Raw genomic sequence first — 24,476 nt, forward strand, 5'->3', positions numbered from 1 at the left:
GGTGATCGTTCGGGATCGAACCCGGCAAGGTTATCGGGCGCGCACGGGTGTTCTCGACCCGATATGGGGTCGCCGGTCAGCGCCGGTCGGCGTCAGCCGGCGACGAGACGCGCGGCGTGCTCGCGGTGTCGAGCCGGCACGGCCGGCAGGTCGAGACCCTCGACGGCCCCGTCGGTGACCACCCAGCGTCCGTCGACCATGACGCGGTCGGCGCGATGCGCGCCGCAGAGCACGAGCCAGGCCCGTCGAGGGTTCGAGGTGAGTTGAACGACTCAGCTGATCGGGCCGGGTCGGTCGATCGGGTCGGGCACGTCGACCGGCTCGGGCACCTCGCCGGGGTGACGCCCCTTGGTCGCGGCGTCGGGTCCGCCCGGGGTGCCGGGTGCCCCGGGAGCGCCACTGGTGCCGGCCGCGTCGCCGCCGCGCGTGTCGGCGGTATGGGTCGTGCCAGTCGTGCCGGTGGTGCCGCCGACCGGCTTGCTGTGGGCGCCCTTCTGCACGGTCTCCTCGACCTTGTCGGCGGCCGCGTTGATCTTGTCGGCGTACTTGCCCTTGGTCACCTTGTTGGCCGCGCCGGTGACCTTGTCGATGCCGCCGCGCACCTTGTCGGGGTTGTCCGCAGCCGCCTTCTTCGCCTTCTCGACGCCGTCGAGGGCGGCCTTCTTGGCCTTGTCGAACAGGTCTTTCGCCTGACCGGAGTTGTTCATGGTGTCCTCCTCGGGGACGGGAATTCCTTCGGTTCCAGCCTGCCAAACCGTGTCCCGCCACGGGGCGCATCAACGCGTCTCGTTGTGCTCCAACACCTTACGCAGCAGGTCGGCCAGCCGCCGGCGCTCACCGTCGTCGAGACCGTCGAACAGCGCGTCGTCGCGGTTGCGTCGCGACTCGGCGATCTGCTCGTGCAGGTCGATTCCCTTGGCGGTCAACGAGATCACCTTGGCACGGCGATCGGTCGGGTCGGGTGCACGTTGCGCCAGCCCGCGTTCGTCGAGCGCGTCGACCACCTCGGTGGCCGACCGGGGCGACACCCGCAGGGCTTCGGCGAGTTCGGCGGCACGGATGCCGGCGCCGCCGGCATGGGCGATCACGCTCATCGCGCGAGCGAGGTGCGGCGACAAGCCGTACGGCTCGAGATCGGCCGACCAAGCGCGCCGGGAAAGCCGCGCGACACCCATGAGCAGGGTGCGCAGCGGTGCGCGGTCGAGAGGCTCGTGTTCGGTCACGGGAAGATTCTAGCCGGTTAGGGGGTTACATCATCGTGAGGTAACCTCACCAATGACATCGAACCTCGTCGAGAGGAGACCGCATGACGGTCACGACAGCCAGTCCACGAACCGGAGCACCCACCCGCGGTGGTGGCGGAGGCGCCGGCGGACGCGTAGCCCAGAAGAACAAGCAGGACGTCGCTCAACTCGAGGAGCACCCGGTCCCCCTGCGCCGGATCACCGCACTCTTTCGCCCCTACCGCTGGCGGCTCGCCGTCGTCTGCGGTCTCATCGTCGCGACCTCGTCGGTCGGCCTGGCGTCGCCGTTCCTGGTCAAGCACCTGATCGACGACGCGATCCCCCATCAGAACGTCGGGCTGCTGCTCGCGCTGGTCGGCGCGATGCTCGCGATCACCGTCGTCAGCCAGCTGCTCGGCGTGCTGCAGACCTGGATGTCGACCCAGATCGGGCAACAGGTGATGCACGATCTGCGCACCCGCCTGTTCGGCCACCTGCAACGGATGCCGGTCGGCTTCTTCACCCGCACCCGCAGCGGTGAGGTGCAGTCGCGCGCCACCAACGACATCAACGCGATGCAGTCGGTGGTCACCGACTCGGCCACCTCGATCGCGTCCAACGTCACCACCGCCGTCGGCACCGCCATCGCGATGGGCCTGCTGTCCTGGCGCTTGTCGCTGCTCAGCCTCGTCGTGCTGCCGCCCGCCATCTGGCTCACCCGCCGCGTCGCCCATCAGCGCCGCGCCATCCAGTCGAAGGCGCAACGCACCCTGGCCGACATGCAGACCCAGATCGAGGAGTCGCTGTCGATCAACGGCGTCATCCTCGCCAAGACCCTCGGCTCCGGCCCCACCCTGTCGCGCCGCTTCGCCGAGTCGTCGCGGGTGCTCACCGGCCTGGAATTGCAGTCGCAGCTCGCCGGCCGCTGGCGCATGGGCACGATGGCGATCATCTTCGCTGCGATCCCCGCCCTCATCTACCTCGCCGCGGGCCTTCCGGCCACCGGCGGCGGCATGTCGATCGGCACCCTCGTCGCCTTCGTCGCGCTGCAGAGTCAGCTGTTCCGTCCGCTCATGGGCGTGCTCAACGTCGGCGCGCAGATCGTGACGTCGAAGGCGCTGTTCAGTCGCATCTTCGAATACCTCGACCTCCCGGTCGAGATCGACGACCCCGCCGACCCCGTTGAGCTGCAACACGATTCGGTGCGCGGCGAGGTGCGGCTCGACCACGTCGGGGTGACCTACCCCGACGCCGACCGGCCCGCCCTCGACGACATCGACCTCACGGTTCCGGCCGGCAGCACAGTCGCGATCGTCGGTGCCACCGGCTCGGGCAAGTCGACCCTCGCCGGCCTCGTCTCCCGCCTGCAGGACCCGACCACCGGTGCCGTGCGCATCGACGGGCACGACCTGCGCGACCTGCGACTGACCGATGTCGCCGAACTCGTCGGCGTCGTCAGCCAGGAGAGCTACCTGCTGCACGCGAGCGTCGCCGACAACCTGCGCTACGCCCGCCCCGACGCCACCGACGAGGAGATCGTCGCCGCCGCCCGGGCCGCGCAGGTGCACGACCTGATCAGCGCTCTGCCCGACGGCTACGACACGCTCGTGGGTTCGCGCGGCTATCGCTTCTCCGGCGGCGAAAAGCAGCGCATCGCGCTGGCCCGCACGATCCTGCGCAACCCGCAGATTCTGGTGCTCGACGAAGCCACGTCCGCTCTGGACAACGCCACCGAACGCGCCGTGCAGCGCGCGATCGACGCCGCGTCGCACGGGCGCACGACGATCACGATCGCCCACCGCCTCACCACCGTCCGCGGAGCCGACCGCATCGTGGTGCTCGACCGGGGTCGCATCGTCGAGCAGGGCACGCACGAGCAGCTGTTGCTGCGCGGCGGCCGGTACGCCGACCTGTGGCAGTCACAACTCGACCCCCAAGCGGCCTGAATGATCGAAACTGATCGTTACTCATTTGGTTCGATCAAAATCCATGCATTCGGTGCCGAATCTGTGTGAGCATAATCACCCCAGTCCGCTCCGCGAGTGGCGCAGGTCACACCAGTACGTCCAGGGGGACGCAACCGGCAAGTGCCCACGCGAAGGGTGTGCGCACCGATCCGGACGAAGCGGCCGCCTTCGTCGCCGCCACCGGGGTCGACGCCCTGGCGGTGGCGGTCGGCAGTTCGCACGCGATGACCGACCGCAGCGCACAACTCGACAGCGAACTCATCGCCCGGATCACCGCGGCCACGCCGGTGCCGTTGGTGCTGCACGGCTCGTCCGGGGTCAGCGACGAGCAACTGCGCGCGGCCGTCGCGGCCGGGATGCGCAAGATCAACGTCGGCTCGGCGCTCAACATCGCGTTCACCGGTGCGGTGCGCCACCCTGGCGAGCCAGGAGTCACCAGACCCGCGCAAGTACCTCGTGCCGGCCCGCGAGGCGATGACGGCCACGGTGCAGCACCTGCTGACGCTCGTCGGTTGAGTCGAGCGTCCGGCTGTCCAGCTGGGTTCAGCCGGCCCGGTGCACGGTGAGCAGCACGACGCTGTCGACATGGGCGTCGAGCCGGTGCGTCGCGTGCGGCACGATCGCGTAGCCACGCTCGCCGAGCCGCACTTGACCTTCCTGGGACGAGAGCGTCACCTCGCCCTCCAACACCTGCACGGTGGCCTCACCGGGGTTCTGGTGGTCGGGCAGGCAACCGCCAGCGGTCAGTGTGAGCAACACTTGCCCCAACTGCTTGCCGCCACCGCCGAAGATGCTCACGGCGCTGCGTCCGTCGCGTGACTGCGCGGCCTTGACCCGCTGCTGCTCGATCAGTTCGTTCAGATTGACCTGGTTCGGGTGGTTCATGCCTCCAGTCTCTCCCGATCGTCTCGGGGATGCCACAGGTCCAGGGCACCACTGCGCCGAGTGAATTCACCGATGAGCTAGGTCATCCTCCTGACCGGCGCGGGCCGCGGCCTGGGCACCGAGATCGCACGCGCGGCGCCGGCGGCCGGCCACCAGGTCGTCGCCAGGCGGATGCCGTTGCCGCCCAACGACATTCGCTCAGGGTCAGGCCACCCATGTGGACCGACGGCAGACCGACCGACGGCCTCGCCGTCCGCGGTGAACAGGCCGGCGGCGCGAGCAGCGAGGGCACCCAGTGGGTGTCGACCTTCGCCCCCCGGAGCTGACGCAGGCAGGACCACTCGCGTCATCCAGCCTCGCCGATGTGCTGCTGGTGTCGTACGACAAGACAGAGGCCGGACGCTACGAGCGTCCGGCCTCTGTCTTGTCGTATCGGTGGACCTCATCGACGACAACTCGAAACAGGACGCAAAGAGCGGACGCACGCGTCCGCTCAAAGGTTCGAGTAAGTCGATCATGGTCGAGCTCCTCGGCCGATACTCGAGCCTCGCATTTCATCGACCGCTACTGGATCACGCCAAGGCAACTGCAACGAGGCCAGCGCGGGATGGTGCAACTGAGCCGGCCGTTGCGTGGCGGGTCACGCGTCGATTGCCCGACGCAACACGTCAGGCGATCATCGACGCATATCAGCAAGGAGATAGCGCAAAGGCGCTCGCCGATCGTTATGGCATCGCACGCAATACTGTGCTCGCGCTCGTATCCGAGGCCGGCGTCCCACGCAAGTTGCGCCGCATGAACGCCGATGAGACTGCTGTCGTGCATCGACTTCGCGAGCAAGGGATGTCGGTGCGTGCCATCTGTGCGCACGTGGGGTTCAAGGAGACTGCCGTTCGTGACGCCCTGAAACGATCTACTGCCTGAGCAGAGTGCTACTCGGAGACCGGATAGCGCACGCCGGTGGCCCGCGATAGCTCTTCAATCCATCGCTCGTGTCGATCTAGTGCGGCGCGTCGTTAGTCGTTTGACGGTATGGTTTGGGAGACTGGGGCATGGCAAACCGACCTGCCCCGGCGTTGTCGTTGCGTGATGGTGATCGGGAGGAGCTGGCCCGGTGGACGCGGTCATCGTCGACACGTGCTGGCCTGGCACAGCGGGCGAGGATCGTGTTGTTGGCTGCCGACGGTTCCTCCAATACCGAGATCGCTGACAAGGTCGGCGTGAGCCGACCGACGGTGATCTCATGGCGGAAGCGGTACCAGGACAAGGGGATCGACGGGCTGGTCGATCAGGAAAGGTCGGGCAGGCCCCGGCACATCGATCACCGTGAGATCGTGTCTGCCACGTTGACTCCGCCGCCGAAGAAGTACGGCGTCACGCACTGGTCGACGCGACTGCTGGCCAAGCATCTGAGCGTGGGGGACGCGACGATTGCCCGGGCCTGGCGTGAGTACGGGGTGCAGCCGTGGCGTTCGCAGACGTTCAAGTTCTCCACCGACCCGGAGCTGGTCGCGAAGGTGACTGACGTCGTCGGGTTGTACCTGAATCCGCCGGAGAACGCGGTGGTGCTGTGCGTGGACGAGAAGTCTCAGATCCAGGCGTTGGACCGCACCGCGCCGATGTTGCCGATGCAACCTGGGCTGCCCGAACGGCGCACCCACGACTACAAACGGCATGGCACGTCCACCTTGTTCGCCGCCTTGGAGATCGCGACCGGGCAGGTCACCGGTGCGTGCAAGAACCGGCACCGCCACCAGGAGTTCCTGGCGTTCTTGAAGCAGATCGCCCGGGCCTACCCCGACCAGGAACTGCACCTGGTGATGGACAACTACGCCGCGCACAAGCACACGAACGTCAAGGCATGGCTCGCGGCAAACCCCCGCGTGGTCGTGCACTTCACCCCGACCCACGCATCCTGGATGAACATGGTCGAGATCTGGTTCGGCATCATCGAACGCCAAGCGATCCACCGCGGCACGTTCACCTCCGTGCCCGACCTAAACGCCAAGATTCGCGCCTTCATCACCGGCTGGAACAACCGATCCCACCCGTTCGTCTGGACCAAGACCGCCGAGCAAATCCTCGCGAAGGCCAACCGTCAGAAGACTTCAAACGCAGCCCACTAGTTGAGCATCCGCAGCTAAACGCTCGACATCGATTTCATCTACCTTGCCAAGCACCGCATCGAGCGTGTTGAGGACATGATCAATATCCGACTTGTCTGACTTGCTTTCAGCTAAGCCGTCCAACTTGCGGTCCATCGCCACAATGAGATTGTATAGTTTAGTAAATTCATCATTGCTCATATACTTAGAATTATGCGCTCTTCTATGCGTGATTACAAGAAGGCGCCTGGAGCTCAATAGAATAAGTTTGATGTAGCGATACCTTCTCCTTGATACAGCAACTGGCGTTCGCCACCTACGCGTGGCGCCACGATGGCAGCGAGCCAAAGCAGGTTGTCGGACCCCTCGCGTACGCTCATTTCCAGCACTGCACCGGGGTGGCTATGTAACGAGGAGGTACATGAATGCGTCACCTGAAGTTTCACGAACCGCCACGGACCCGAGTACGCGTCCACGAGCTTGCAAGACAGGTGGGTCTCCCACCAAAGGACCTGCTCGCCATGCTGCGTGACGACCTTCGTGAGTACGTCGCTTCCGTCAACAGTTTCGTTGAGGTGCCGGTGATCCGGCGGGTACATGAGCGACTTGGTAGCACCTTCACGACTGAGCGTCAGACCCGTCCGACCGAGGCGCCGGTTCCGTTGTTCGGACTCACCCCACCCTCCAAGCAGCCAAAGCGGGACAACAACCCTCTGATGAATCCGGCGGAACGTCCACGTGACCTGCTTGACGACCACCGTCCAGACTGGCGTCGTTTCGATGCTCCTCCGCAGCAGAACAAGACGAGCTCAGACAGTGGCTTCGGAGGTTTCGTTCGACACCACTTGTAGGCGAGTTCTGACACCGAGGAGACGTGATCTGGGCCGGCGATGGTGGTCTCGGTCGACACCGCTTCTCGCACATGGCGGCGGTCAGGTCGTGCGCTGTTTTGCGGCTTGGGCCAGACGGTAGGAGTCGGTGCCGGTCTCGAGGATGGTGCCGCCGAAGGTGAGTCGGTCGACGATGGCAGCGCACAGCCTGGGGTCGGTAAAGGTCTTGGTCCAGCCGCCGAAGGACTCGTTGGACGCGATCGCGACAGAGGCCTTCTCCTCGCGCTCGGTGAGGACCTGGAACAACAGCTCGGCCCCGCGCCGGTCGAGTTGCATGTATCCGAGTTCGTCGATGCAGTGGTTATGACAGGTTGGTTTGGCCCCACCGTGACGGTTTGATCTGGCCCCTCGCGCGACTTGCCGGGGTGGTTATGACGGTTTGATCTGGCCACGCCTGAACCTTGGCTCATCTACTGGGTTCGAGGGATCGGGGTTGGGATGGAGTTACGGGTGGAGTTGTTCGCGGTGATCCGCCGGGACGCACGAGTCGAGGGCCTGGGCGTGCGGGCGCTGGCCAAGCGGCATGGGGTGCATCGGCGTACGGTGCGGCAGGCGTTGGCTTCGGCGACGCCACCGGCACGAAAGACGCCGGACAGGTCCTCGCCGCGGTTGGATCCGTTCAAGGCCGCGATCGATGACATGCTCCGAGCGGATCTGGAGGCGCCCAGGAAGCAGCGACACACTGCGACCAGGATTCTGGCCCGCCTGGTCGAGGAGCACGCTGCGACGGAACTGTCGTACTCGACAGTGCGGGATTATGTGCGGGTCCGCCGGGCACAAATCGACCTGGAGGCCGGCCGCCGGGTCGAGGAAGCATTTATTCCGCAGGTGCATGCACCGGGCGCGGAGGCCGAGGTCGACTTCGGCGAGGTCTGGGTCGTCATCGACGGGGTGAAGACCAAGTGCCACTTGTTCATCTACCGACTCTCGTTCTCCGGTAAGGCGATCCACCGGGTCTACCCCACGTGCGCGCAGGAGGCGTTCTTGGAAGGCCATATCGACGCGTTCGAAGCGTTGGGCGGCATCCCGACGAGGCACATCCGGTATGACAACCTGACGTCGGCGGTGTTGGCGGTGCTGCACGGCGGCGACCGACGGCGGAAAGAGAACGACCGGTGGGTGCTGTTCAAATCGCATTACGGATTCGACTCGTTCTACTGCCAACCCGGCATCGTCGGCGCGCACGAGAAAGGCGGCGTCGAAGGTGAGGTCGGCTGGTTCCGCCGTAACCACCTGACCCCGATGCCCGAGGTCGAGTCGCTGGACGAGCTGAACGAGAAGATCCGCGCCTGGGAGGCCGATGACGACGGTCGGCGAATCACCGGCAAACTGAACACGATCGGTGCCGACTACGCCACCGAACGTGGCTTGTTGGCAGCGTTGCCGGTCGACCGGTTCGATCCCGGCCTCGTGCTGCACCCACGAGTGGACCGATCGGCAATGATCACCGTGCGGATGATGAAGTACTCCGTCCCCGCACGGCTGATCGGCCGCAAGGTCCGGGTCTCCTTGCGAGCGTCGCATCTGGTCGTGTTCGACGGCCACACCACCGTGGCCACTCACCAACGGGTCGCGTCCCGCGGCGGGCACGTCGTGGTTCTGGACCACTACCTGGAAGTCCTCAAGCACAAGCCGGGCGCGCTACCGGGGTCGACCGCGCTGGCGTCTGCTCGCGCGTCGGGTGCGTTCACGGCGGCGCATGACGCGTTCTGGGCCGAGTCCCGGAAAGTCAACGGCGACAGCGAGGGCACCCGGGAACTCATCGACGTCCTGCTACTACACCGGTCGTTGCCGGCCGAGGCCGTGGTCGCCGGGATCACTGCCTCGCTGAAGGTGGGTGCGGTCACCGCCGAGGTGGTCGCGGTCGAAGCCCGCCGCCACGCCGCAACCCTCGACTCCGCCGCTGCTGGCGAGGGTGGGGCCAGTTCTGACCGTCACCCCGGTGCTCGCGTCGGCGTTCCCGAGCAACGTGTTGTCAGTCTCACCCAGCGACGCTTGACCGACCCGGCCGCGGTGATCGCGGGGCTCCCGGCCGATACCCGACCCTTGCCATCCGTGGCCGCCTACGACGAACTCCTGCCACGGCGAACCGCCGCGGCGGCCACGACAACCGAACCCAATCTGACGAAGGCGAGTACCAGCTGATGGCACCGACCGCACCCGCGACCACGATCACCCCGACCCTGCGGCGACGACGTGGACTGACCGAAGAAGCCGCCCTCGCGGCGGTCGATCAGGCCTGCCGCCGGCTACGCCTCCCCACGATCCGCGGCGTGCTCGATGAAGCCATCGGGGTGGCGAAGAAGGAACAGCTGTCCTACCCAGGTTTCCTGGCCGAACTGCTGCTGGCCGAGGTCGATGACCGTGACCGTCGTTCCAGCGTGCGCCGGGTGAAAGCAGCACAGTTCCCTCGGGACAAATGGCTGGGCGACTTCGACTTCGACGCGAACCCGGCGATCGAGGCCGCGACCATCCACCAGCTCGCCAAAGGCGATTGGATCCGCAAAGGCGAACCCCTGTGCCTGATCGGCGACTCCGGCACCGGCAAGTCTCATTTGCTGATCGGTCTCGGGACAGCCGCGGCCGAGCAAGGCCACCGCGTCCGGTACACCCTGGCCACGCGGTTAGTGAACGAGCTGGTCGAAGCCGCCGACGAGAAGATCCTGGCCAAGACGATCGCCCGCTACGGCCGCGTCGATCTACTGATCATCGACGAACTGGGCTACATGGAACTGGACCGCCGCGGTGCCGAACTCCTGTTCCAAGTCCTGACCGAACGCGAAGAGAAGAACAGCATCGCGATCGCGTCCAATCAGTCATTCTCCGGGTGGACCGATACCTTCACCGACCCCCGACTGTGCGCCGCGATCGTGGACCGGCTCACCTACCACGGCACCATCATCGAAACGGGCACCCACTCCTACAGACTGGCCAACAGTCGCAGTGAACTGACCGCATGACCCCCAGTTGTCGCGACGAACTGCCAACGACTGGCCTATACCGTGGGTGGCGCGAACTTCTCAGCACGTGGGCTGCGCGTGATCAGTTTCTCGACGGCAGCTCGCTCGGCGCCGATGGTCGCCCATTCGGTGTCGACGTCGCTGGTGAAGCACCACCTGCGGTCCCGCGGCCACATGAAGGCAGGAGCTGGTGCAGGACCGCCGCGGCCGAACTCGTTTTCCCATTCATGCAGAGCTGATAGAGGTCCAGTGAATAGGACGTAGTCGCGCCCTGGAATCTGGACGCGCTTCCGCAGCCCCGCGAACTCATCACTGAGAAAAGACCCTGCGTACCCATCCCACACACAGAAGTAGCAGTCATCAGGCGTAGTTGTGAACGTACCTAGGACCACTGCCATCTCGCGCACGAGCGTGATGTCAGTAGGGGCTTCTGCATCGTCCTCCAGCGTCGCGTCTGCGTAGTTCAGCCGGGCATATGCCGGGTAAACCATCGGCCCGAACGTGATCAGATCACTGGAAATCGTGCCGCTCTGCAGCAGCCAGTCTCCCGACGTGGCGTCGTCAGCGACTTCGAACCGACTTAGTTGGCCACGCATTTGATTGCGGCTTGGTTCATCGGCTTCTCCGCGGTGTCAGGCTCATCAATCACGTTCACATCGACGTGATTACGCCACGAGATGAGCTTGCTCTCGCTGTTGCACTTCTTGCGGGCGTTTGTCCTCCAAGTGCTGCCGCCGTACGGCTTCAGCTTCTTTGTCGGTGAGCACGCCTTCTTATACCAGTAGCCATCGGTGTAGTACTCGTACAGGCAGTTGTAGACGTCAGCATAGTCGTTCTTGCAGTTCCCCTTGCCCCACCAGCCGTGACCCGACGCGTCGCCGCCTGTCACATGCGGATTGTCGCGACCACTCACGGGTGTGCACTTCGAACTCGCAGCCAGCGCGGCGTTGCAGGTTGGGCGGAAGCCGCCTGCGCAGACCCTCCCACCGCAATTGACGACAACGGCAGCAAGGCGACCGCTGTACCGGCCGCCACGAACCACAACTTCTTCATGATCCCCCGATTCACAGAATTTTCTCAGCACGATGATCGTCGCCTATCGGCACCACCTGGTCAACAGGGTAAGCGTGAGAGTTCCAACCGGTTAGATGGGGCGGTCTCAGGCGAGGCCCGCAGGCAAATGCGCCAGTGTCACCACCTCGCACTTGAAGCAGCACCCCTGTGCGTCCAAATCAGCAAGACCAGACCCCACCGCGACCCGCCCATCGACCGGGGCCAGATCAGGCCGTCACGGTGGGGCCAGAACTACTTGACATAGCCAATGCAGAGCAGGTCGACGCGTCCGTAGCGGGCGATGGTCTTGGCGAGTGTCATCTCGTCGGCGGCCTCGACGAGCTCGTTGGCGAGATGGGTGGCCAGGGTGTACTTGACCCGGTAGCCGGCCATGGCGGCCTCTGTGCCGAGCGCGATGAGCAGGTGAGATTTGCCGGTGCCGGAGTCGCCGATCAGACACAGCGGTTGCCCCTTCTGGACCCATTCGCACTTGGCGAGGGTGTGGATCACGGCGGGGTCGATGTTGGGGTTGGCGTCGAAGTCGAAGGCCCGCAGGGACTTCTCGCGGGGGAACTTGGCGGCCTTGATCCGACGCTCGGACCGGCGTCGTGCACGGTCGTCACACTCGGCGAGCAGTAGTTCGGCGAGGTATCCGCGGTAGGACATCTGCTCGTGCCCGGCCCGGTCGGCGTAGTCGGTGAAGGAGCTGCGGATGGTGGGCATCCTCAGCATCCGGCACGCCTGGTCGATCGCGGCGTCGGCTGCTTCCTCGGTCATCCCTCGGCGCTTGGTGGTCACGGTGCGGCTCCTTCGTTCGGCGGGTCACGGCGGCAGGCCAGCAGCTGGTCGTACTTGTCCACGCTCGGCAGCGGCCGAGTGTCGGTCGGGATGTGGGCGCGAAGCCGGCGCTCGGTCAGCGATCGCACGGCAGGGGTCTCGCCTTCACCGCGTGCCCTGTCGCCGCCCAAGTGGGTCGGGTGGTGACCTGTCTTGTCGTCGGCTCCGCCATCTTCCGTCTCGTTGTGCTTGCGCGCTTCAAGTGCGACAGCGTCCGCGGTGAGCGCGCCTGCGCGCAGCGCTGTCGCGAGCCCGGCGACGACGTGTTCGTGGGGAAGGTGCCGGTGCAGCATCAGGACCTCGATCAGCGCCCGGGTGCCGTCGGCGTCACCGTGGGCCTTGCAGGCCGCGGCCCACCAGGCGTCGTGAACGGGAGTGAACCTCCCCGATGCCCTGGCCTGTTCCAGCGCTGTCGCGCCGGGTAGCGCGCCGGGTTTGCGGAGGAGGACCTCGAGGTAGTGGTCCAGGTCGACCCGGGTCGAGCCCTTGGTCATTAGGCGCTCGTGGCGGGCGATTTCGGTCTTGCCGTCGAACACGACCAGGTCGCTGGCGTTGAGCAGCACTCGGGCTTGACGGCCGACCATGCGGGCGGGGACGGAGTATTTGTTCATCCGAACGGCGATCTGGGCGTACCTGTCGACGCGTGGGGTGAACCAGCGGCCGGTCTCGAACGACTCGTTGGGCAGTGGCGCGAGCAGAGGCTGCTCGGTGGCGAAGTGTTCCCCGACCGTGCGGGCGCGGGATCCGATCCGCCGGCTGTCGTCGGCTTCGTCCCAGACGTCGACCATGGCGTTGAGCTCGGCGACGGAGTGGACTTCTGGGATGGGGACCAGGTGGTTGCGTCGGAACCAGCCGATCTGCCCCTCGACGCCGCCCTTCTCGTGAGCGCCTTGGATGCCGGGCTGGCAGTAGAAGGCCTCGATGCCGTAGTGGGAGCGGAACGCGGTCCACCGGTCGGCCTCGACCCGCTGGCGGGAGAACCCGATCACGCTCGCGACGGCGGCCTTGAGGTTGTCGTAGCGGATCTTCCCGGTCGGGACGCCCCCGAGGGCTCGGAACGCGTGCGTGTGGCCCTCGAAGAAGGCTTCCTGCCCGGCGGACGCACTGATCCGGTGCACGGCCTTGCCGGAGTATGAGAGTCGCAGGCTGAACAACGTGCAGGTGACCAGTTCGCCGCGCAGCCGGATCGCGACCTCGCCGAAGTCGACCTCGGCCTCGCGGCCTGGCAGGTGCTCCTGCGGAATGTACGTGTTCGCGGGTTCCCGGCCCGCTTCGATCCGGATCTCGCGGCGTCTCGTGGCGACATACTCGCGCACCATCCAGTAGGACACGTCGGTGGTGTGGTGCTCATCCTGGAGCCGGTCGAAGATCCGCTTCGCGGTGTGCCGCTGCTTGCGAGGCGCGTCCAGGTCCGCCCGCAGCCAGTCATCGATGACGCCTCGGTACTGGTCCAGACGTGACCCGCGCTTCGGAGGTGGCTTCCGCTCCTTCGGCCAGGCCGACTCCAGTGCGGCGACCACGGTCCGGTAGCCGACGCCGTGCTGGCGTTGCAGCGCACGATTCGAAACCCCCGCGCGGGCGTCGCGCCGAATCGCCGCATACAACTCGACTCGATTCACTGCCGGCATCCGCGATGGCGGCTTCAGTGGGTGCTGGCCGAAATTGTCGCGAGAAGCCGCTGCATCGTCGCTACGGTCCGCGTCGTGACCGGCACGGACAGCAGTTGCTCGAGGCACCCGGTGACGTTGCCTGCGGTCTGGCGCGGCTTCCAGCAGACGCTGTGGGCGCAGTCGGGCCCCATGGCGCGGATCTCTACGAGGCCATCTGGGCTTCGGAACGGTAAGCGGACAGTCGGGAACTGGCGCACGTCAAAGAACGAGATCATCGAGCGATAGACACCTTCCCCGGGATCTACCGGAGGCACATCCTCTACCGCGCGCCGAATTTGCTCCAGCGCCCGGATGACAACAGTTGGCTGATACCCGGTGGCCCGCAATCTGATGATCGCCGCGGCCGAGGCATTCTCCGGATCCATGGCCTCGAAAACGACCGTGCCGTTGCTTTGGAAGCTGCGGGCGACCGCCGGGCCGCCGAACGCCTCGACGAGTTCATCACCAGTGGGACTGCCTGGGTGGCCGAGGTTGACGTTGCGGAACAAGGCGACGGTGATCATGATGTGGCCAGCTCCATGGTGACGCACGCTGTCTCCGCCGGGTGGGTGATCATCGGCCAGTGGCCGGCGTCGAGCGTGCGGTAGCTCCATCCGAGCTTCTCCGCTGACACCTCGGCGACTGGAGGACTGGTCCGGAGGCAGCGAACGTACGCTACGGGCACGCCGGCTGCGCTCAGTGGCTCGTTGATCGCAGGTTGCGTGTAGGTGCCGATCGGCTGCGCGGTCAGATGCTGCTGCATCCACGCGAAGTCGGCGTCACCGATCCCGTTGTCCGGGTAGAGCTGGTCGAGCTGATCCCGGGAGAACCACGGGATCGCCCCGTCGTTGGCCAGGCTCGTCATGAACCCGGCGACCTCGGCCCCCATCACGTCGAACCACGACCTGCCCGGCTGCGGCAGAACGGCATCGATGAAGATGAGTCGGCGGATGCTCTGTGGTCGTCTTTCGAGCACTCCTGCCGCGACGTAGCCGGCGAATGAGTGAGCGACGAGAGTGGCATCCGCTTGGTCGCTGAGGGCTTCGTCGATGTCCTCGATCCAGTTATCCAGACTGACGGCGTTCGCGGGCGTCGCGTCATCGCCCGTCGTGCGTAGTTGCGGCGTGATGGTGTGGAATCCGTGGTCGTGCAGGATCGGTCTGACGCGTTCCCAGGCCCAAGGACCAAGGCCGCTACCTCCGATGAGGACGATGGGGCTGCTTGCGGTCATGTGTCTGCTCCTATGCGGTTCATGAAGTCGGTCAGGTCGTCGACGAGCTCGGCGGGCGAATCGAGTGAGGCGACGTGGCCACCGCTGTCGTGTGAGTACCAGGCCACGAGGTTGTTCGCTCGGGACGACACCGAGCGGGCGGCGAAGTCTCCATGACCGAAAACGCTCACTGCGGTCGGCACGCCCCCGGCCGCGGCATCCACGTCCGGAGCGTCCATCGAATAGATCCGCATGCTGGTGCCGGCACTCGCTGTCAGCCAGTAGAGAGTCGCGTTGGCCACGATGAAGTCGGTTCCTAGGCCGAAGTCGTCCCCCAGTGGGGCCTGCCAAAGCTGGTACTTGTCAAGCTGCCAGGCGAGCAGCCCTACGGGAGAGTCCGACAACGCGAATGCCAGCGAGTCCGGTCGGCGACTCTGCAGCTGAAGGTATCCGCCGCCGTCGACGGCGAACCTCTGCAGCCTGCTCCAAGCAGGCTCGTCGTCCGCGCTCTCGGCCATGAAGCCTCGTAGCCCTGCGCTCACGTGGACACCGATAACCCGCTCGGGTTCGACTGCGGCGATGGCTCGAGCGACGACGGACCCCCAGTCCTGTCCATGGACGAGGAACCGGTGGTGGCCCATCGCCCGCATGGCATCAGCCAGTGCGCGCGCTGAGTCGGTGATCGACCAGGAACCTGCTGGCAAAGTCGAGGTGCCGAACCCGGGAAGGGAAGCAAGCACGATCTCGGAGGCGAGAGTCCGGAGAGGCTCGATCACACGGTGGAAGGCGAGGAAAGAGGTGGGCCAGCCGTGCAGAAGCAACATTGGCACGCACCCTGATCCGCGGACCCTGACGGCATGGACGCGGGTGCCCGCGATCCTGAAGTCGACGTGCTCACCCAATCCGTCGTGGCTCTTCTGCTGAAGCCAGTGGTCCCACTCAGTCGCATAGTGCTCCACGATCGACGGCGCAAGACCGCGCGCCCCCTCGCCCAACGATGGCAGCACCGGCCACCGCGTCTGACTCAAGCGGCTACGGAGCGACTCGAAACCCGCATCGGCCCCGAGTGCACCCACGAGAAGTTGGTAGCATGCTGTCACATTGCCAAACCCTAGGCACATGACAGTCTGCTGTCAAAGGAGAGTTGCGTGAACCCCGACGCCGACGCGGCACTGCATGCCATCTTCGAGGTCAACCGGCTCCTGCGCGACGCCGGGGAGCGAGTGTCCGCGGCGGCAAGTCAAACACATTCCCGGCGCATGGTCCTCCAAGCCGGCGATCGCGCCACCGTCCCGGACATCGCCCGCCGGCTCGGGCTCCAGCGGCAGAGCGTTCAGCGCGTCGCCGACGAACTCGTAGCAGACGGTCTTGCGCGCTACGAGGACAACCCACGCCACCAGCGGTCCCGACTCCTCGTCACGACGGCAGCCGGAAAGAGCGCACTCGCGGCGATCCAGAGCGCTCACCGCGCGTGGGTCGCGGAAGTGGTAGCCACAGTCGGCGAGCTCGACTGGGAACGCCTCAACGGTGACCTTGGCCGCATCGCGCAGGCCGTTGGGCACCACGCACGGCAGCCTGGCTAAGTCACGGCATGCACGGCCAAGCATCTGTGCTGGCGTCTGGTGGTGTCGACTCTCGCCAACATGCTGACCCGATGGATCCTCGTCGGTGCTCGAACTCGCCTACAACTGGTGTCGAACGGAACCTCCCAAGCCACGTTGGTCGGCCCACCTAGCCAGCGAGACCAGTACTCACAGGTTGTCCACACAGCCTGACGCGTGAAAGTTGCACGGTTGTGATTTACCAGCGAAGATGCCACATAGCACCAAAGCCTCGGCACACCGCCGAGGTGACGGGAGTGATCGAGGCTTCGGGCTCTACTGGGCAGGTAGGTTCCCGACCGTACGGCCAAGCTTGCATATGCGCAAGTTTGACAAGCCGTGCGGACAGGTTTTGATTCACTCCAGTCTGGTTGTGCTGCAACGGTGCTCGCGCGAGGAGCGAGCCCAGATTGGAGGAGCCGTCATGGCTTCGAACAGCAAGCCGGGCACCCCGGCACCCGAGTCTGGCCAGTACCAGGCAGTCGGCCCACGCGGTGGCCGCGTGAGCAACACCGAGATCACCGCAGTTCAGGGTCGCCCGCTTCCGCCCACGGGCAAGCCCGGCCAGTCCTGGCAGATGGTCGACAAGACCAAGCACAAGGGCTAGCCAGAATCACCGCTCGGGGTGGGCGCCGACTCTGGCACTCGCCCCGAGTGCGTGCTTCCCAGGCGGTTCAAGCGTCGACGACAGACGCCCGGATCTCGTGCAGCCGGACTCGGCACTGCTCAATACGGACGTCGTCCCAGTCAACTTCCGGCTGCTCAGGTTCGACGAGCGAAGTCAGAATGCTTGTGAAACCCAGAGCGGGAAGGGACCACTCGCCGACCAGACCCGTGTTGAAGGGATCCGCCTCGAATCGGTGCTGCCCCACCTCCGGCACCGTGATCGTGTTGATCGCGAGCCCTTCCACGACAGCGGCACCGAGAGTCGCGATCGCGTCGTAGCCGACCGTCGGATGTCCCGCACATGATGACCCACGACGCCCACCATGCTGGCGTAGAAGTCGGCCATGCGCCTGACGAAGCCTTCTTCCGACTTCCGCAGCCCGGCAGCCAAGGCTCCTGTAGCGCCAGTTCTTCGGGCAGCCCCAGCAGCGTCGCCTGCAGCGCGACGTAGGTGTGCCAATCCTCGATTCACCCGCTCAGCAGCGAGATTTATTACAACTCTTTACAGTCACCATTCAACGATGCCTAGTTGTTGAACACTAAGCTGTCCACGAAACGACCTATGCGCTTCGCTTCCACCTCATCGAGATCTTCTGGCAGCCAAAGCCGTGCCTGAACCCCCGCACGCAGTGGTAACGGGTACTCGATCATGGTGATGCGGTCCGGAACGAAGCCGCGATCCACGTCGGAGATTGATGATCCAACGCCTGGAGCATTTCCCTCTGTTGTGTCCGACAGGCCTACTTCGTCAGACTGGGACGAACGCCCCGCCCCCGACCTCTTCTTCCAATCGGCCGAGTTGGGGTCCGCGAGCCACTTACGGTAGGTCTCAATCGCGTTCCTTGTCCGCGCCTTGTACGCAGCCATTGAGCCCGACGTATAATTACCACGTTTGAGAACGTCAAAACGGCTAAGATGGCCGTCCAGATCAAATTTCACGACGTTGATGTGCGGCCAGTCGTCTTCGATCTGCAACACCTTCACTGACGCGTTACGCCAGTTCTGGATCGTCGAGCTGGGCAGTTCGCCCGCCGCTTCAGCCCAGTCTAGGAACTGAACGAAATGTGCTGCAGTCTCACTGAGCGCCTCAATCCGAGCCTCGTCTACCATCACCGTCTCCCTCGCTCTGTCGATCCCCACGGGATCATGAACGCCATTCAAGCACGTCGAACGTCGTTCGGCAACCCTGAACACTTTCCCAGCGCTGGCGGCCGATGACCTAGCCTCGGCCTCTGGCAACTCGTCTCGGCTCAGCCCGGATCCACGAGTGAGCATTCTGTGGGCGTGAGTGCGGGGCGTTGATCGGCGTTCTGTCCGCCCCGATTTCCGGGTGTGGGGTATCGGCCGGTCCGTCCGGCTCTTCCACGGGTGTCCTGGGGTTGCGCACTGTTGGGCTGGGTGGTCAGGCGGTCGCAGTTCGTGGTGGTCCGTGGGGCGGACCGTTGCGGTGGTTGCGCGGGCGTGCTCGGGTCCGGCGCGGGTGAGGTTGAACGCGATCGCGGCCGGGGCGAACTAGGCACTGTTCGCGACGAACGAGACCGCAGGCAGGTGCGCCAGGGGTCCGTTCTTGAGGTCGGGCGTGGACTTGCTCGATGATCGCGTGCTGGCGGTCCAGGGGCTCTGCTTGCAGCATTGCCCAGGGTTGTGTCGGTGAACATCGCGTGATGCCGCCAGGTAGTGAACAGCTCGCCTTGCCCGGCCGGGACGGTGGCCGGATTCAGTCGTTTGACCCGGCGCACGAGCAGCCAGGCCATGGACCTGCTGGTCCATGCCCGCGGGCGGAGTTGACCGACCCTTGCGCAGGCCTGGTGGCGGCGAAGCGCTCTGGCGAAGACATCAAGATGAAGATGGCCCACAAGGCCAAGAACGGCGGCACGATCGGACGCGCGCCAATCGGCTACCTCAACGCACGCATCGACATCGAAGGACGTCAAGTGAACTCCGTCATCGTCGATCAGGATCGTGCGCCGCTCGTCCGGCTCGCCTTCGAGCTGTATGCCACGGGCGACTACTCAATCGACGCACTGCAGCTTGCTATGGAAGACCATGGCCTCCGTGCCCGTCCGGTCGGCCGCTGGCGGAGCGAACGGCCACTCTCCGCGAACACCCTGCATCGAATCCTCGGTGATCCGTACTACGCCGGCTACACGGTGTACGACGGAGAACTCTACGACGGACGTCACGAGGCACTGGTCACTCAGGAGGTCTTCGATCGGGTGCAGCAGGTCCTCGACGACCGCTCCGGGGCAGACAATCGTGACCGGGTGCTGCATCACTACCTCAAGGGCGTGCTGCGCTGCGACCGTTGTCGAGTCGCTGGTCGAACGAGTCGACTGATCTACACCGAGGCAAAGGGTAGGGGCGGCACCTACCGCTACTACCTCTGTCGTGGCCGTCAGGAGGGCGTCTGCGACCTACCGCACCTACCGGTCGACCAGGTCGAGTTCCAGGTACAGGAGTACTACCGGTCCATCGAGCTGACTGACGATTTCGCCAACGAGTTCTCCGCGGCGTTGGAAGAGTCTCTTGAGGATCACACACGGTCGACGAAGGAGCTGCAGTCGCATTTACGGGCGGAGTTGGCGAAACTCGCCGAACAGGAGAACGCGCTTCTCGACGCGCTCGCCGACCCACTCATGCCGCACGCCAAGATCCGGGCACGAATCAACGACATCGCTATGAAGCGCGTCCGCATCGCCGAGCGCATGGACGCTGTCCAGAGCGACCTCCTGGCCGGCGCCCGAGTCCTCACTGCATCGCTGGATCTCTCGCGCCGCCCGTATGAGCTCTACGCTCGGGCCACTGACGACGGGCGGTCGCAGATCAACCGCGCGTTCTTCCACGCCCTCTACATCACTGAGCACGGCTCAGTAGCCGAAGCCCGCCTGACAGAGCCCTTCATTGCCATCTTCGCCGCGCACCGTGTCTGGCTGGCCATCCCCTCGGCCACACGTAAACAGCGCTCCGCCATCGGCGAAGCGCTGCAAGCAAGCCTGACTGCTATGGACGACGATCCTCGCCATGGCGAAGGTTCGAGTAAGACAGTCATGGTGGATGTAAAGGGACTCGAACCCCTGACCTCTCGCGTGTGAAGCGAACGCTCTAACCAACTGAGCTATACATCCGGAAGGTCGCGCCCGCGCGGGGCTGCGAGGAAGTACTTTACCTGCCCGCTGCGCGCCGACCTAATCGGGGCAGCGGCGTCAGCCGAGCCCCGGCATCTGGTGCAGGAAGTCCTTGGCACCGGCAGGCAGGAAGCCCGGGATGCCCCCGATCTTGAGCGTCGCCCAGACCACGAAGATCACGAACGCACAGGTCAGCAGGCCGATGATCGCCTTGACCCACAACGGCTTCGGCCGCAACCAGTCGTTCCACGCCGCAACCTTGGCGCGAGCGAACGCGAGCAGTTTCGCCGCCCACAGAAACTCGGTCGCCCAGATGCCGAGGCCGACGAAGACGATCAACCAACCGGGTCCGGGCAACGGCACGGCGGCGAGTCCGACGGCGACGACGATGAACCCGATGACACCGATGGTGATCCGGTAGGTGTGGTTCGTGACCGGGTTCGCACCGATGCGTCGGCGCCAGCCCCACTTGTACGAGTTCGGGTTGAACGGTTCGCGCAGTTCGGGCTCGTGCGCGGACGTCGTCGTCTGTGGTCCCTGGTCCCCCATTACGGCCTCCTCAAGCCAATGCTGCGGCGTGGGTCGCGAACGCCTGCGCCACCCGGCGTGTGACGGGTCCGGGTGCGGCGATCACCCGTTGGTCAACGCGTGAAACCGCCTGAATGTCCCGCGTGGAGGACGTGATGAAGACCTCGTCGGCGGTCTCGAGCACCGACAGCGGCAGCGTCACCTCCCGCACCGGCACCTGCTCGGCGCGGGCGCACAGGATCGCCAGTTCGCGGGTGATACCCGGCAGCAGCCCCGACTCGACGGGCGGCGTGAGCACCTCGCCGTCCACCACCACGAAGATGTTGCTTCCGGTGCCTTCACACAGCTCACCGCGGGTGTTGGCGAAGATCGCCTCGCTGCCGCCGTGCTCCTTGGCGTGGGCGAGCGCCACCACGTTCTCGGCGTACGAGGTTGTCTTGAGACCGACGACGGCGCTGTGCTCGTTGCGGGTCCACGGCACGGTCGCGATCGCGGTCGTCCCTGCCGGGCGCGGCACCGGTCCGGCGAGCACGATGTAGGTCGGCTCGGCATCGCCGCGATCCGACCCGAGCGGCCCGGGACCGGCGGTCACGCTGTAGCGAATCCGGCCGAACTCCAACGGTTCCTCGAGCACCGCGGCGATGCCCTCCGCCAGGCGGTCGCGATCGGCGACGGGCAGGCCGAGACCGGTGAGCGACCGGTCGAGCCGGTCGTGGTGTCGCTGCAGCGCGAACACCTCGTTGTTCTCCACCTTGCAGGTTTCGAAGACGGCGTCGCCGACGGTCACCGCATGGTCCAGCGCCCCGATGGACGGCTCAGTGCCGACCAGCCGACCGTTGACCCACACCCGAATCGTCATGACGTCGTCTCCTCAGTTCGTGTCTGTTGTCTGCAGCGCGGTCTCGGCGAGTGCGATCAGCCGCTGCGCTTTGAGCAGCGTTTCACACCACTCGGCTTCGGGATCCGAGCCCCAGGTGATGCCCGCCCCGGTGCCGAACCGTAGCCAGCGGGCGTCGTCCTCGCGGGTCGCCCAGAAGGTGCGGATGCCGACGGCGAGCCGGGCCGTGCCGCGGTCGTTGTCGACGAACCCGATGGCGCCACAGTACGGGCCGCGAGGCACCCGCTCGAGGTCGCAGATCGCCTGCAACGCAGTCACTTTCGGCGCGCCCGACACCGACCCCGCAGGGAAGCTGGCGGCCAGGACGTCACTCCACCGCACCCCGGCGCGAAGGGTGCTGCGCACTGTCGACACCAGATGCACCAGTCCGGGGTGCTGCTCGATCGCACACAACCCGTCGACCTCGACCGTGCCGGGCACGCTGACCGGAGCGAGGTCGTTGCGCACCAGGTCGGTGATCATGACGTTCTCGGTGTAGTCCTTCGGGAGCAGTTCCGCCGCGGTGGTCGCGGTGCCCTTGATCGGTGCCGACGCGATGCGCTCCCCCGACCGCTCGAGGTACAGCTCCGGGCTGGCGCAGACGATCTCCAACCCCGCCGCCGGCAGGTCGATGAGCGCGCTGTAAGGAGCGGGATTTCCCGCCCGCACCACCTCGAACAGCCGCGCGAGCTCGAACCCGTCCGGGATCTCACGCCGCAGCACGCGGCAGATGTTCGCCTGGTAGACCTCACCGCGGGCGACCCGACGGCGCACCTCTTCGACAGCCGCCTCGTACCGGTCGTAGCCGAGTGAGCTCACCCACTCGTCCTCGGCGCCGTCGATCGACCTGCGCGCACCCGCTCCGTAGTCCGGTTCGGCTGCGGCAGTGAGGGGTTCGTGCTCGACGTGTGACATCCGTACGGCGGTCAGGTGACCTTCGAAGGTGATGACCACGACCCAGAACCCCGGTTCGTCGAGGGCGGCGACGTCATGGCGGACCTGCTCGATGCCGCTGGCACGCACGTCGCGGAAACGGACCTCACCCGCGCTGGGCCCAGTCACGTGGTCGCTCACGGCGTCCTCCTCGTCGCGCGCTGCTGCGTCCGGCACGCCTGCCGGCACCGATGCGAAGAGGCCCCGGCAGATCTGCCGGGGCCTCCCGCTCTGGTGGGCGATACTGGGTTTGAACCAGTGACCTCTTCCGTGTCAAGGAAGCGCGCTACCGCTGCGCCAATCGCCCTTGGAAATGACGAGAGCGGACAACCGGGCTCGAACCGGCGACCTCAACCTTGGCAAGGTTGCGCTCTACCAACTGAGCTATGTCCGCCTGCCGCCCTCGCGGGCAACGAGAAGACAATACCCGACAGTTCGCCTCTGCTCCAAAACGGCTCACCGCCCGGGGGCGACGGCGCAATCAGTCGTCCGTGCGGGCGACCTGCGGGTAGTCGACGGACGGGTCGGCCAGCTTGTCGGCATCGACGACGGTGCTGTCGGCGATGAGCGGCTTGATCTGGTCGACGACGTCCCAGACATTGACGTTCATCGCAGCCAGGATGCGCGACTGGTCATCGAGCCAGAACGACACGAATTCGCGGCTGTCGAGATCGCCGCGCACCACCACCCGGTCGTAGGCGTCCTTGCCGGCGTTGCCGATGTACTCCATGCCGAGGTCGTACTGATCGGTGTAGAAGTACGGCAGTTCGGTGTAGGGCTTGTCGCCACCGACCAGCGACGCCGCCACCGCGCTCGGCTGGTTCAGAGCCGTGGCCCAGTGCTCCACCCGCAGCCGTCGACCGAGCACCGGGTGGTCGTGGTTGGCGATGTCGCCGACCACGTAGACGTCGGGGTTGGAACTGCGCAGGGACGCGTCGACGAGCACCCCGTTGTCGACGTCGAGCCCGGCACTCTGCGCCAGGTCGACATTGGGTGCCGCACCCACGCCGAGCAACACGGCGTCGGCCGCAATCACCGAACCGTCGCCCATCCGCACCCCGGTCGCCCGGCCGTCCTCCACCTCGATCGCGGCGACCTGGGCGCCGGTGCGCAGGTCGACACCCTGCTCGGTGTGCAGGTCGGCGAACACCTGCGCGATCTCCGGTCCGAGCACCGCGAGCAGGGGCAGCTCCCCCGCTTCGAGCACGGTCACGGCGGTGCCCTTCGCGCGGGCCGCGGCAGCGACCTCGAGGCCGATCCAGCCGCCGCCGACGATCACCAACCGCTTGTCCGAGCCGAAGGTCGCGCGGATCGCGTCGGAGTCCTCCTTGGTGCGCAGCGTCAGCACACCCTCGGCGTCGGCACCGTCGATCGGGAGTCGACGCGGCGTGGAGCCGGTTGCCAGCACGAGCCGGTCGTAGCCCAGCGTCGCCCCGCCCTCCACCTGCACCTCGTGTGCGTCGAGGTCGATCGCGGTGGCGACGCCTTCGACGAGGTGCACGTCGTGCTCGTCGTACCAGGACTGCGGGTGCACGAGTGCGTCGTCGAACTGCGCCTTGCCCTGCAGGTAGTCCTTCGACAGCGGCGGCCGCTCGTAGGGAAGATGCGCCTCCCGATGCACCAGGGTGAGCTCGCCCGCGTAACCCTGCGTCCGAAGTTCCTCGACGGTCTTGGCTCCCGCCAGACCTCCGCCGACGACGACGATGCGCTGCGGTGTGCTCATGCTGATGAACCTCCAAGGGCGAGGGTCGCGCCGTGTGCCGACCACTGCATCCGCAAGTCTTGTCCCCCACGCCGACACATTCAACGTCCCCCGGGGTGATTCCCGACGGGTGACCGGAGACCGCTCAGGTGGCCGAGCCGGACGCCACCTCGGGGGCGCTCATCCAATTTCCTCACGCCGGCTCGGTCGAGACGCCCGGAGTACGACGCGACCCATGCGAAACCGCACCCGACCATGCGGCGAC

At 65.9% G+C, this 24,476-nt stretch carries 26 protein-coding genes, 3 tRNA genes and 2 pseudogenes; 9 read left to right on the forward strand and 22 right to left on the reverse strand.

Going from position 1 to position 24,476, the window contains the following annotated elements; genetic code table 11:
* Positions 1 to 92: 92 nt before the first annotated feature.
* The 3 genes from DFJ65_RS17520 to DFJ65_RS11750 all read right to left on the reverse strand — a co-directional run bounded on the left by DFJ65_RS17520 (position 93) and on the right by DFJ65_RS11750 (position 1,223).
* Positions 93 to 233 carry a hypothetical protein gene (locus DFJ65_RS17520; RefSeq protein WP_170144076.1) on the reverse strand — a complete coding sequence of 47 codons (141 nt, stop codon included), beginning with the start codon at positions 231 to 233 and terminating at the stop codon, positions 93 to 95.
* 39 nt (positions 234 to 272) lie between these two features.
* On the reverse strand, positions 273 to 707 hold the full coding sequence (locus tag DFJ65_RS11745) for an antitoxin (RefSeq protein WP_115923176.1): 435 nt from the start codon (positions 705 to 707) through the stop codon (positions 273 to 275).
* 69 nt (positions 708 to 776) lie between these two features.
* Positions 777 to 1,223, reverse strand: coding sequence for a MarR family winged helix-turn-helix transcriptional regulator (locus tag DFJ65_RS11750; protein WP_115923177.1), 447 nt, complete (start codon positions 1,221 to 1,223; stop codon positions 777 to 779).
* A gap of 83 nt (positions 1,224 to 1,306) precedes the next feature.
* Between DFJ65_RS11750 and DFJ65_RS11755 the strand changes: the two genes are divergently transcribed.
* Together DFJ65_RS11755 and DFJ65_RS11760 are read left to right on the forward strand one after the other, a co-directional pair.
* The gene (locus tag DFJ65_RS11755; protein WP_115923178.1) at positions 1,307 to 3,169 is read left to right on the forward strand and encodes an ABC transporter ATP-binding protein; all 1,863 of its coding nucleotides are present in this window, start codon (positions 1,307 to 1,309) and stop codon (positions 3,167 to 3,169) included.
* A gap of 158 nt (positions 3,170 to 3,327) precedes the next feature.
* A complete protein-coding gene (locus DFJ65_RS11760; protein ID WP_425452988.1) occupies positions 3,328 to 3,756 on the forward strand; it encodes a class II fructose-bisphosphate aldolase in 429 nt (142 codons plus the stop codon).
* Here the strand turns inward: DFJ65_RS11760 and DFJ65_RS11765 are convergent.
* Complete coding sequence (locus DFJ65_RS11765; RefSeq protein WP_115923179.1) at positions 3,734 to 4,075, reverse strand: cupin domain-containing protein; 342 nt, start codon at positions 4,073 to 4,075, stop codon at positions 3,734 to 3,736. The genes DFJ65_RS11760 and DFJ65_RS11765 overlap by 23 nt on opposite strands.
* Before the next feature lie 435 nt (positions 4,076 to 4,510).
* Between DFJ65_RS11765 and DFJ65_RS17525 the strand changes: the two genes are divergently transcribed.
* Positions 4,511 to 4,999, forward strand: coding sequence for a hypothetical protein (locus DFJ65_RS17525; RefSeq protein ID WP_170144077.1), 489 nt, complete (start codon positions 4,511 to 4,513; stop codon positions 4,997 to 4,999).
* A 128-nt stretch (positions 5,000 to 5,127) separates the two neighbouring features.
* The gene (locus tag DFJ65_RS11775) at positions 5,128 to 6,201 is read left to right on the forward strand and encodes an IS630 family transposase (protein ID WP_115923180.1); all 1,074 of its coding nucleotides are present in this window, start codon (positions 5,128 to 5,130) and stop codon (positions 6,199 to 6,201) included.
* Here DFJ65_RS11775 and DFJ65_RS17205 read toward each other — a convergent pair.
* Both DFJ65_RS17205 and DFJ65_RS11780 read right to left on the reverse strand, forming a co-directional pair.
* Positions 6,184 to 6,381, reverse strand: coding sequence for a hypothetical protein (locus tag DFJ65_RS17205; protein WP_147301383.1), 198 nt, complete (start codon positions 6,379 to 6,381; stop codon positions 6,184 to 6,186). The genes DFJ65_RS11775 and DFJ65_RS17205 overlap by 18 nt on opposite strands.
* 731 nt (positions 6,382 to 7,112) lie before the next feature.
* Positions 7,113 to 7,367: pseudogene (locus tag DFJ65_RS11780) on the reverse strand (ATP-binding protein); the annotation flags it as partial.
* A 141-nt stretch (positions 7,368 to 7,508) separates the two neighbouring features.
* Here DFJ65_RS11780 and istA (DFJ65_RS11785) point away from each other — a divergent pair.
* Both istA (DFJ65_RS11785) and istB read left to right on the forward strand, forming a co-directional pair.
* Positions 7,509 to 9,215, forward strand: a complete 1,707-nt coding sequence (gene istA, locus DFJ65_RS11785; RefSeq protein WP_115923181.1) for an IS21 family transposase — start codon at positions 7,509 to 7,511, stop codon at positions 9,213 to 9,215.
* Entirely contained in the window at positions 9,215 to 10,030 is an 816-nt protein-coding gene (gene istB / locus DFJ65_RS11790) for an IS21-like element helper ATPase IstB (RefSeq protein ID WP_115923182.1), read from the forward strand. Before istA (DFJ65_RS11785) ends, istB begins: the two co-directional genes overlap by 1 nt.
* A gap of 35 nt (positions 10,031 to 10,065) precedes the next feature.
* Here istB and DFJ65_RS11795 read toward each other — a convergent pair whose 3' ends face one another.
* The 7 genes and pseudogenes from DFJ65_RS11795 to DFJ65_RS11825 form a co-directional block, all read right to left on the reverse strand.
* Positions 10,066 to 10,626, reverse strand: a complete 561-nt coding sequence (locus DFJ65_RS11795; RefSeq protein ID WP_115923183.1) for a hypothetical protein — start codon at positions 10,624 to 10,626, stop codon at positions 10,066 to 10,068.
* Positions 10,611 to 10,919, reverse strand: a complete 309-nt coding sequence (locus tag DFJ65_RS11800; RefSeq protein ID WP_115923184.1) for a hypothetical protein — start codon at positions 10,917 to 10,919, stop codon at positions 10,611 to 10,613. Before DFJ65_RS11800 ends, DFJ65_RS11795 begins: the two co-directional genes overlap by 16 nt.
* A 419-nt stretch (positions 10,920 to 11,338) precedes the next feature.
* Positions 11,339 to 11,860 (reverse strand): annotated as a pseudogene (locus DFJ65_RS11805) (ATP-binding protein); the annotation flags it as partial.
* A gap of 17 nt (positions 11,861 to 11,877) precedes the next feature.
* Entirely contained in the window at positions 11,878 to 13,539 is a 1,662-nt protein-coding gene (gene istA / locus DFJ65_RS11810; RefSeq protein ID WP_245950199.1) for an IS21 family transposase, read from the reverse strand.
* A 23-nt stretch (positions 13,540 to 13,562) separates the two neighbouring features.
* Positions 13,563 to 14,093 carry a DUF1697 domain-containing protein gene (locus tag DFJ65_RS11815; RefSeq protein WP_115923186.1) on the reverse strand — a complete coding sequence of 177 codons (531 nt, stop codon included), beginning with the start codon at positions 14,091 to 14,093 and terminating at the stop codon, positions 13,563 to 13,565.
* A complete protein-coding gene (locus DFJ65_RS11820) occupies positions 14,090 to 14,800 on the reverse strand; it encodes an alpha/beta fold hydrolase (RefSeq protein WP_115923187.1) in 711 nt (236 codons plus the stop codon). Before DFJ65_RS11820 ends, DFJ65_RS11815 begins: the two co-directional genes overlap by 4 nt.
* On the reverse strand, positions 14,797 to 15,900 hold the full coding sequence (locus DFJ65_RS11825; RefSeq protein WP_115923188.1) for an alpha/beta fold hydrolase: 1,104 nt from the start codon (positions 15,898 to 15,900) through the stop codon (positions 14,797 to 14,799). Before DFJ65_RS11825 ends, DFJ65_RS11820 begins: the two co-directional genes overlap by 4 nt.
* 27 nt (positions 15,901 to 15,927) lie before the next feature.
* On the opposite strand from DFJ65_RS11825, the gene DFJ65_RS11830 reads away from it, so the two are divergent.
* The gene (locus tag DFJ65_RS11830) at positions 15,928 to 16,362 is read left to right on the forward strand and encodes a MarR family winged helix-turn-helix transcriptional regulator (protein ID WP_115923189.1); all 435 of its coding nucleotides are present in this window, start codon (positions 15,928 to 15,930) and stop codon (positions 16,360 to 16,362) included.
* 442 nt (positions 16,363 to 16,804) lie between these two features.
* Complete coding sequence (locus tag DFJ65_RS11835) at positions 16,805 to 16,987, forward strand: YjzC family protein (protein ID WP_115923190.1); 183 nt, start codon at positions 16,805 to 16,807, stop codon at positions 16,985 to 16,987.
* Positions 16,988 to 17,054: 67 nt separating this feature from the next.
* On the opposite strand, the gene DFJ65_RS11840 is transcribed toward DFJ65_RS11835, so the two are convergent.
* Both DFJ65_RS11840 and DFJ65_RS11845 read right to left on the reverse strand, forming a co-directional pair.
* Positions 17,055 to 17,291: a hypothetical protein gene (locus tag DFJ65_RS11840; protein WP_115923191.1), complete on the reverse strand. Its 237-nt coding sequence runs from the start codon at positions 17,289 to 17,291 to the stop codon at positions 17,055 to 17,057.
* 280 nt (positions 17,292 to 17,571) lie between these two features.
* Entirely contained in the window at positions 17,572 to 18,156 is a 585-nt protein-coding gene (locus DFJ65_RS11845) for a hypothetical protein (RefSeq protein WP_147301384.1), read from the reverse strand.
* Positions 18,157 to 18,893: 737 nt separating this feature from the next.
* Between DFJ65_RS11845 and DFJ65_RS18495 the strand changes: the two genes are divergently transcribed.
* A complete protein-coding gene (locus DFJ65_RS18495; protein ID WP_425453026.1) occupies positions 18,894 to 20,138 on the forward strand; it encodes a recombinase family protein in 1,245 nt (414 codons plus the stop codon).
* On the opposite strand, the gene DFJ65_RS11860 is transcribed toward DFJ65_RS18495, so the two are convergent.
* From DFJ65_RS11860 to DFJ65_RS11890, 7 genes are all read right to left on the reverse strand, one after another.
* Positions 20,095 to 20,171: transfer RNA gene (locus DFJ65_RS11860), tRNA-Val, on the reverse strand. The genes DFJ65_RS18495 and DFJ65_RS11860 overlap by 44 nt on opposite strands.
* A 78-nt stretch (positions 20,172 to 20,249) precedes the next feature.
* Positions 20,250 to 20,720 (reverse strand): TIGR02611 family protein, encoded by a 471-nt coding sequence (locus tag DFJ65_RS11865; RefSeq protein WP_115923194.1) that lies wholly within the window; start codon positions 20,718 to 20,720, stop codon positions 20,250 to 20,252.
* 10 nt (positions 20,721 to 20,730) lie between these two features.
* Positions 20,731 to 21,558, reverse strand: a complete 828-nt coding sequence (locus DFJ65_RS11870; RefSeq protein ID WP_211308430.1) for an aminotransferase class IV — start codon at positions 21,556 to 21,558, stop codon at positions 20,731 to 20,733.
* 12 nt (positions 21,559 to 21,570) lie between these two features.
* Positions 21,571 to 22,650: a chorismate-binding protein gene (locus DFJ65_RS11875; RefSeq protein ID WP_245950201.1), complete on the reverse strand. Its 1,080-nt coding sequence runs from the start codon at positions 22,648 to 22,650 to the stop codon at positions 21,571 to 21,573.
* A gap of 91 nt (positions 22,651 to 22,741) precedes the next feature.
* A tRNA-Val gene (locus DFJ65_RS11880) sits at positions 22,742 to 22,816 on the reverse strand.
* Between the two features lie 14 nt (positions 22,817 to 22,830).
* A tRNA-Gly gene (locus DFJ65_RS11885) sits at positions 22,831 to 22,903 on the reverse strand.
* A gap of 87 nt (positions 22,904 to 22,990) precedes the next feature.
* Positions 22,991 to 24,232, reverse strand: coding sequence for an NAD(P)/FAD-dependent oxidoreductase (locus DFJ65_RS11890; protein ID WP_115923195.1), 1,242 nt, complete (start codon positions 24,230 to 24,232; stop codon positions 22,991 to 22,993).
* Between the last annotated feature and the right edge of the window lie 244 nt (positions 24,233 to 24,476).

The sequence above is a fragment of the Calidifontibacter indicus genome, from assembly GCF_003386865.1.
Classification (GTDB): Bacteria; Actinomycetota; Actinomycetes; order Actinomycetales; family Dermatophilaceae; genus Yimella; species Yimella indica.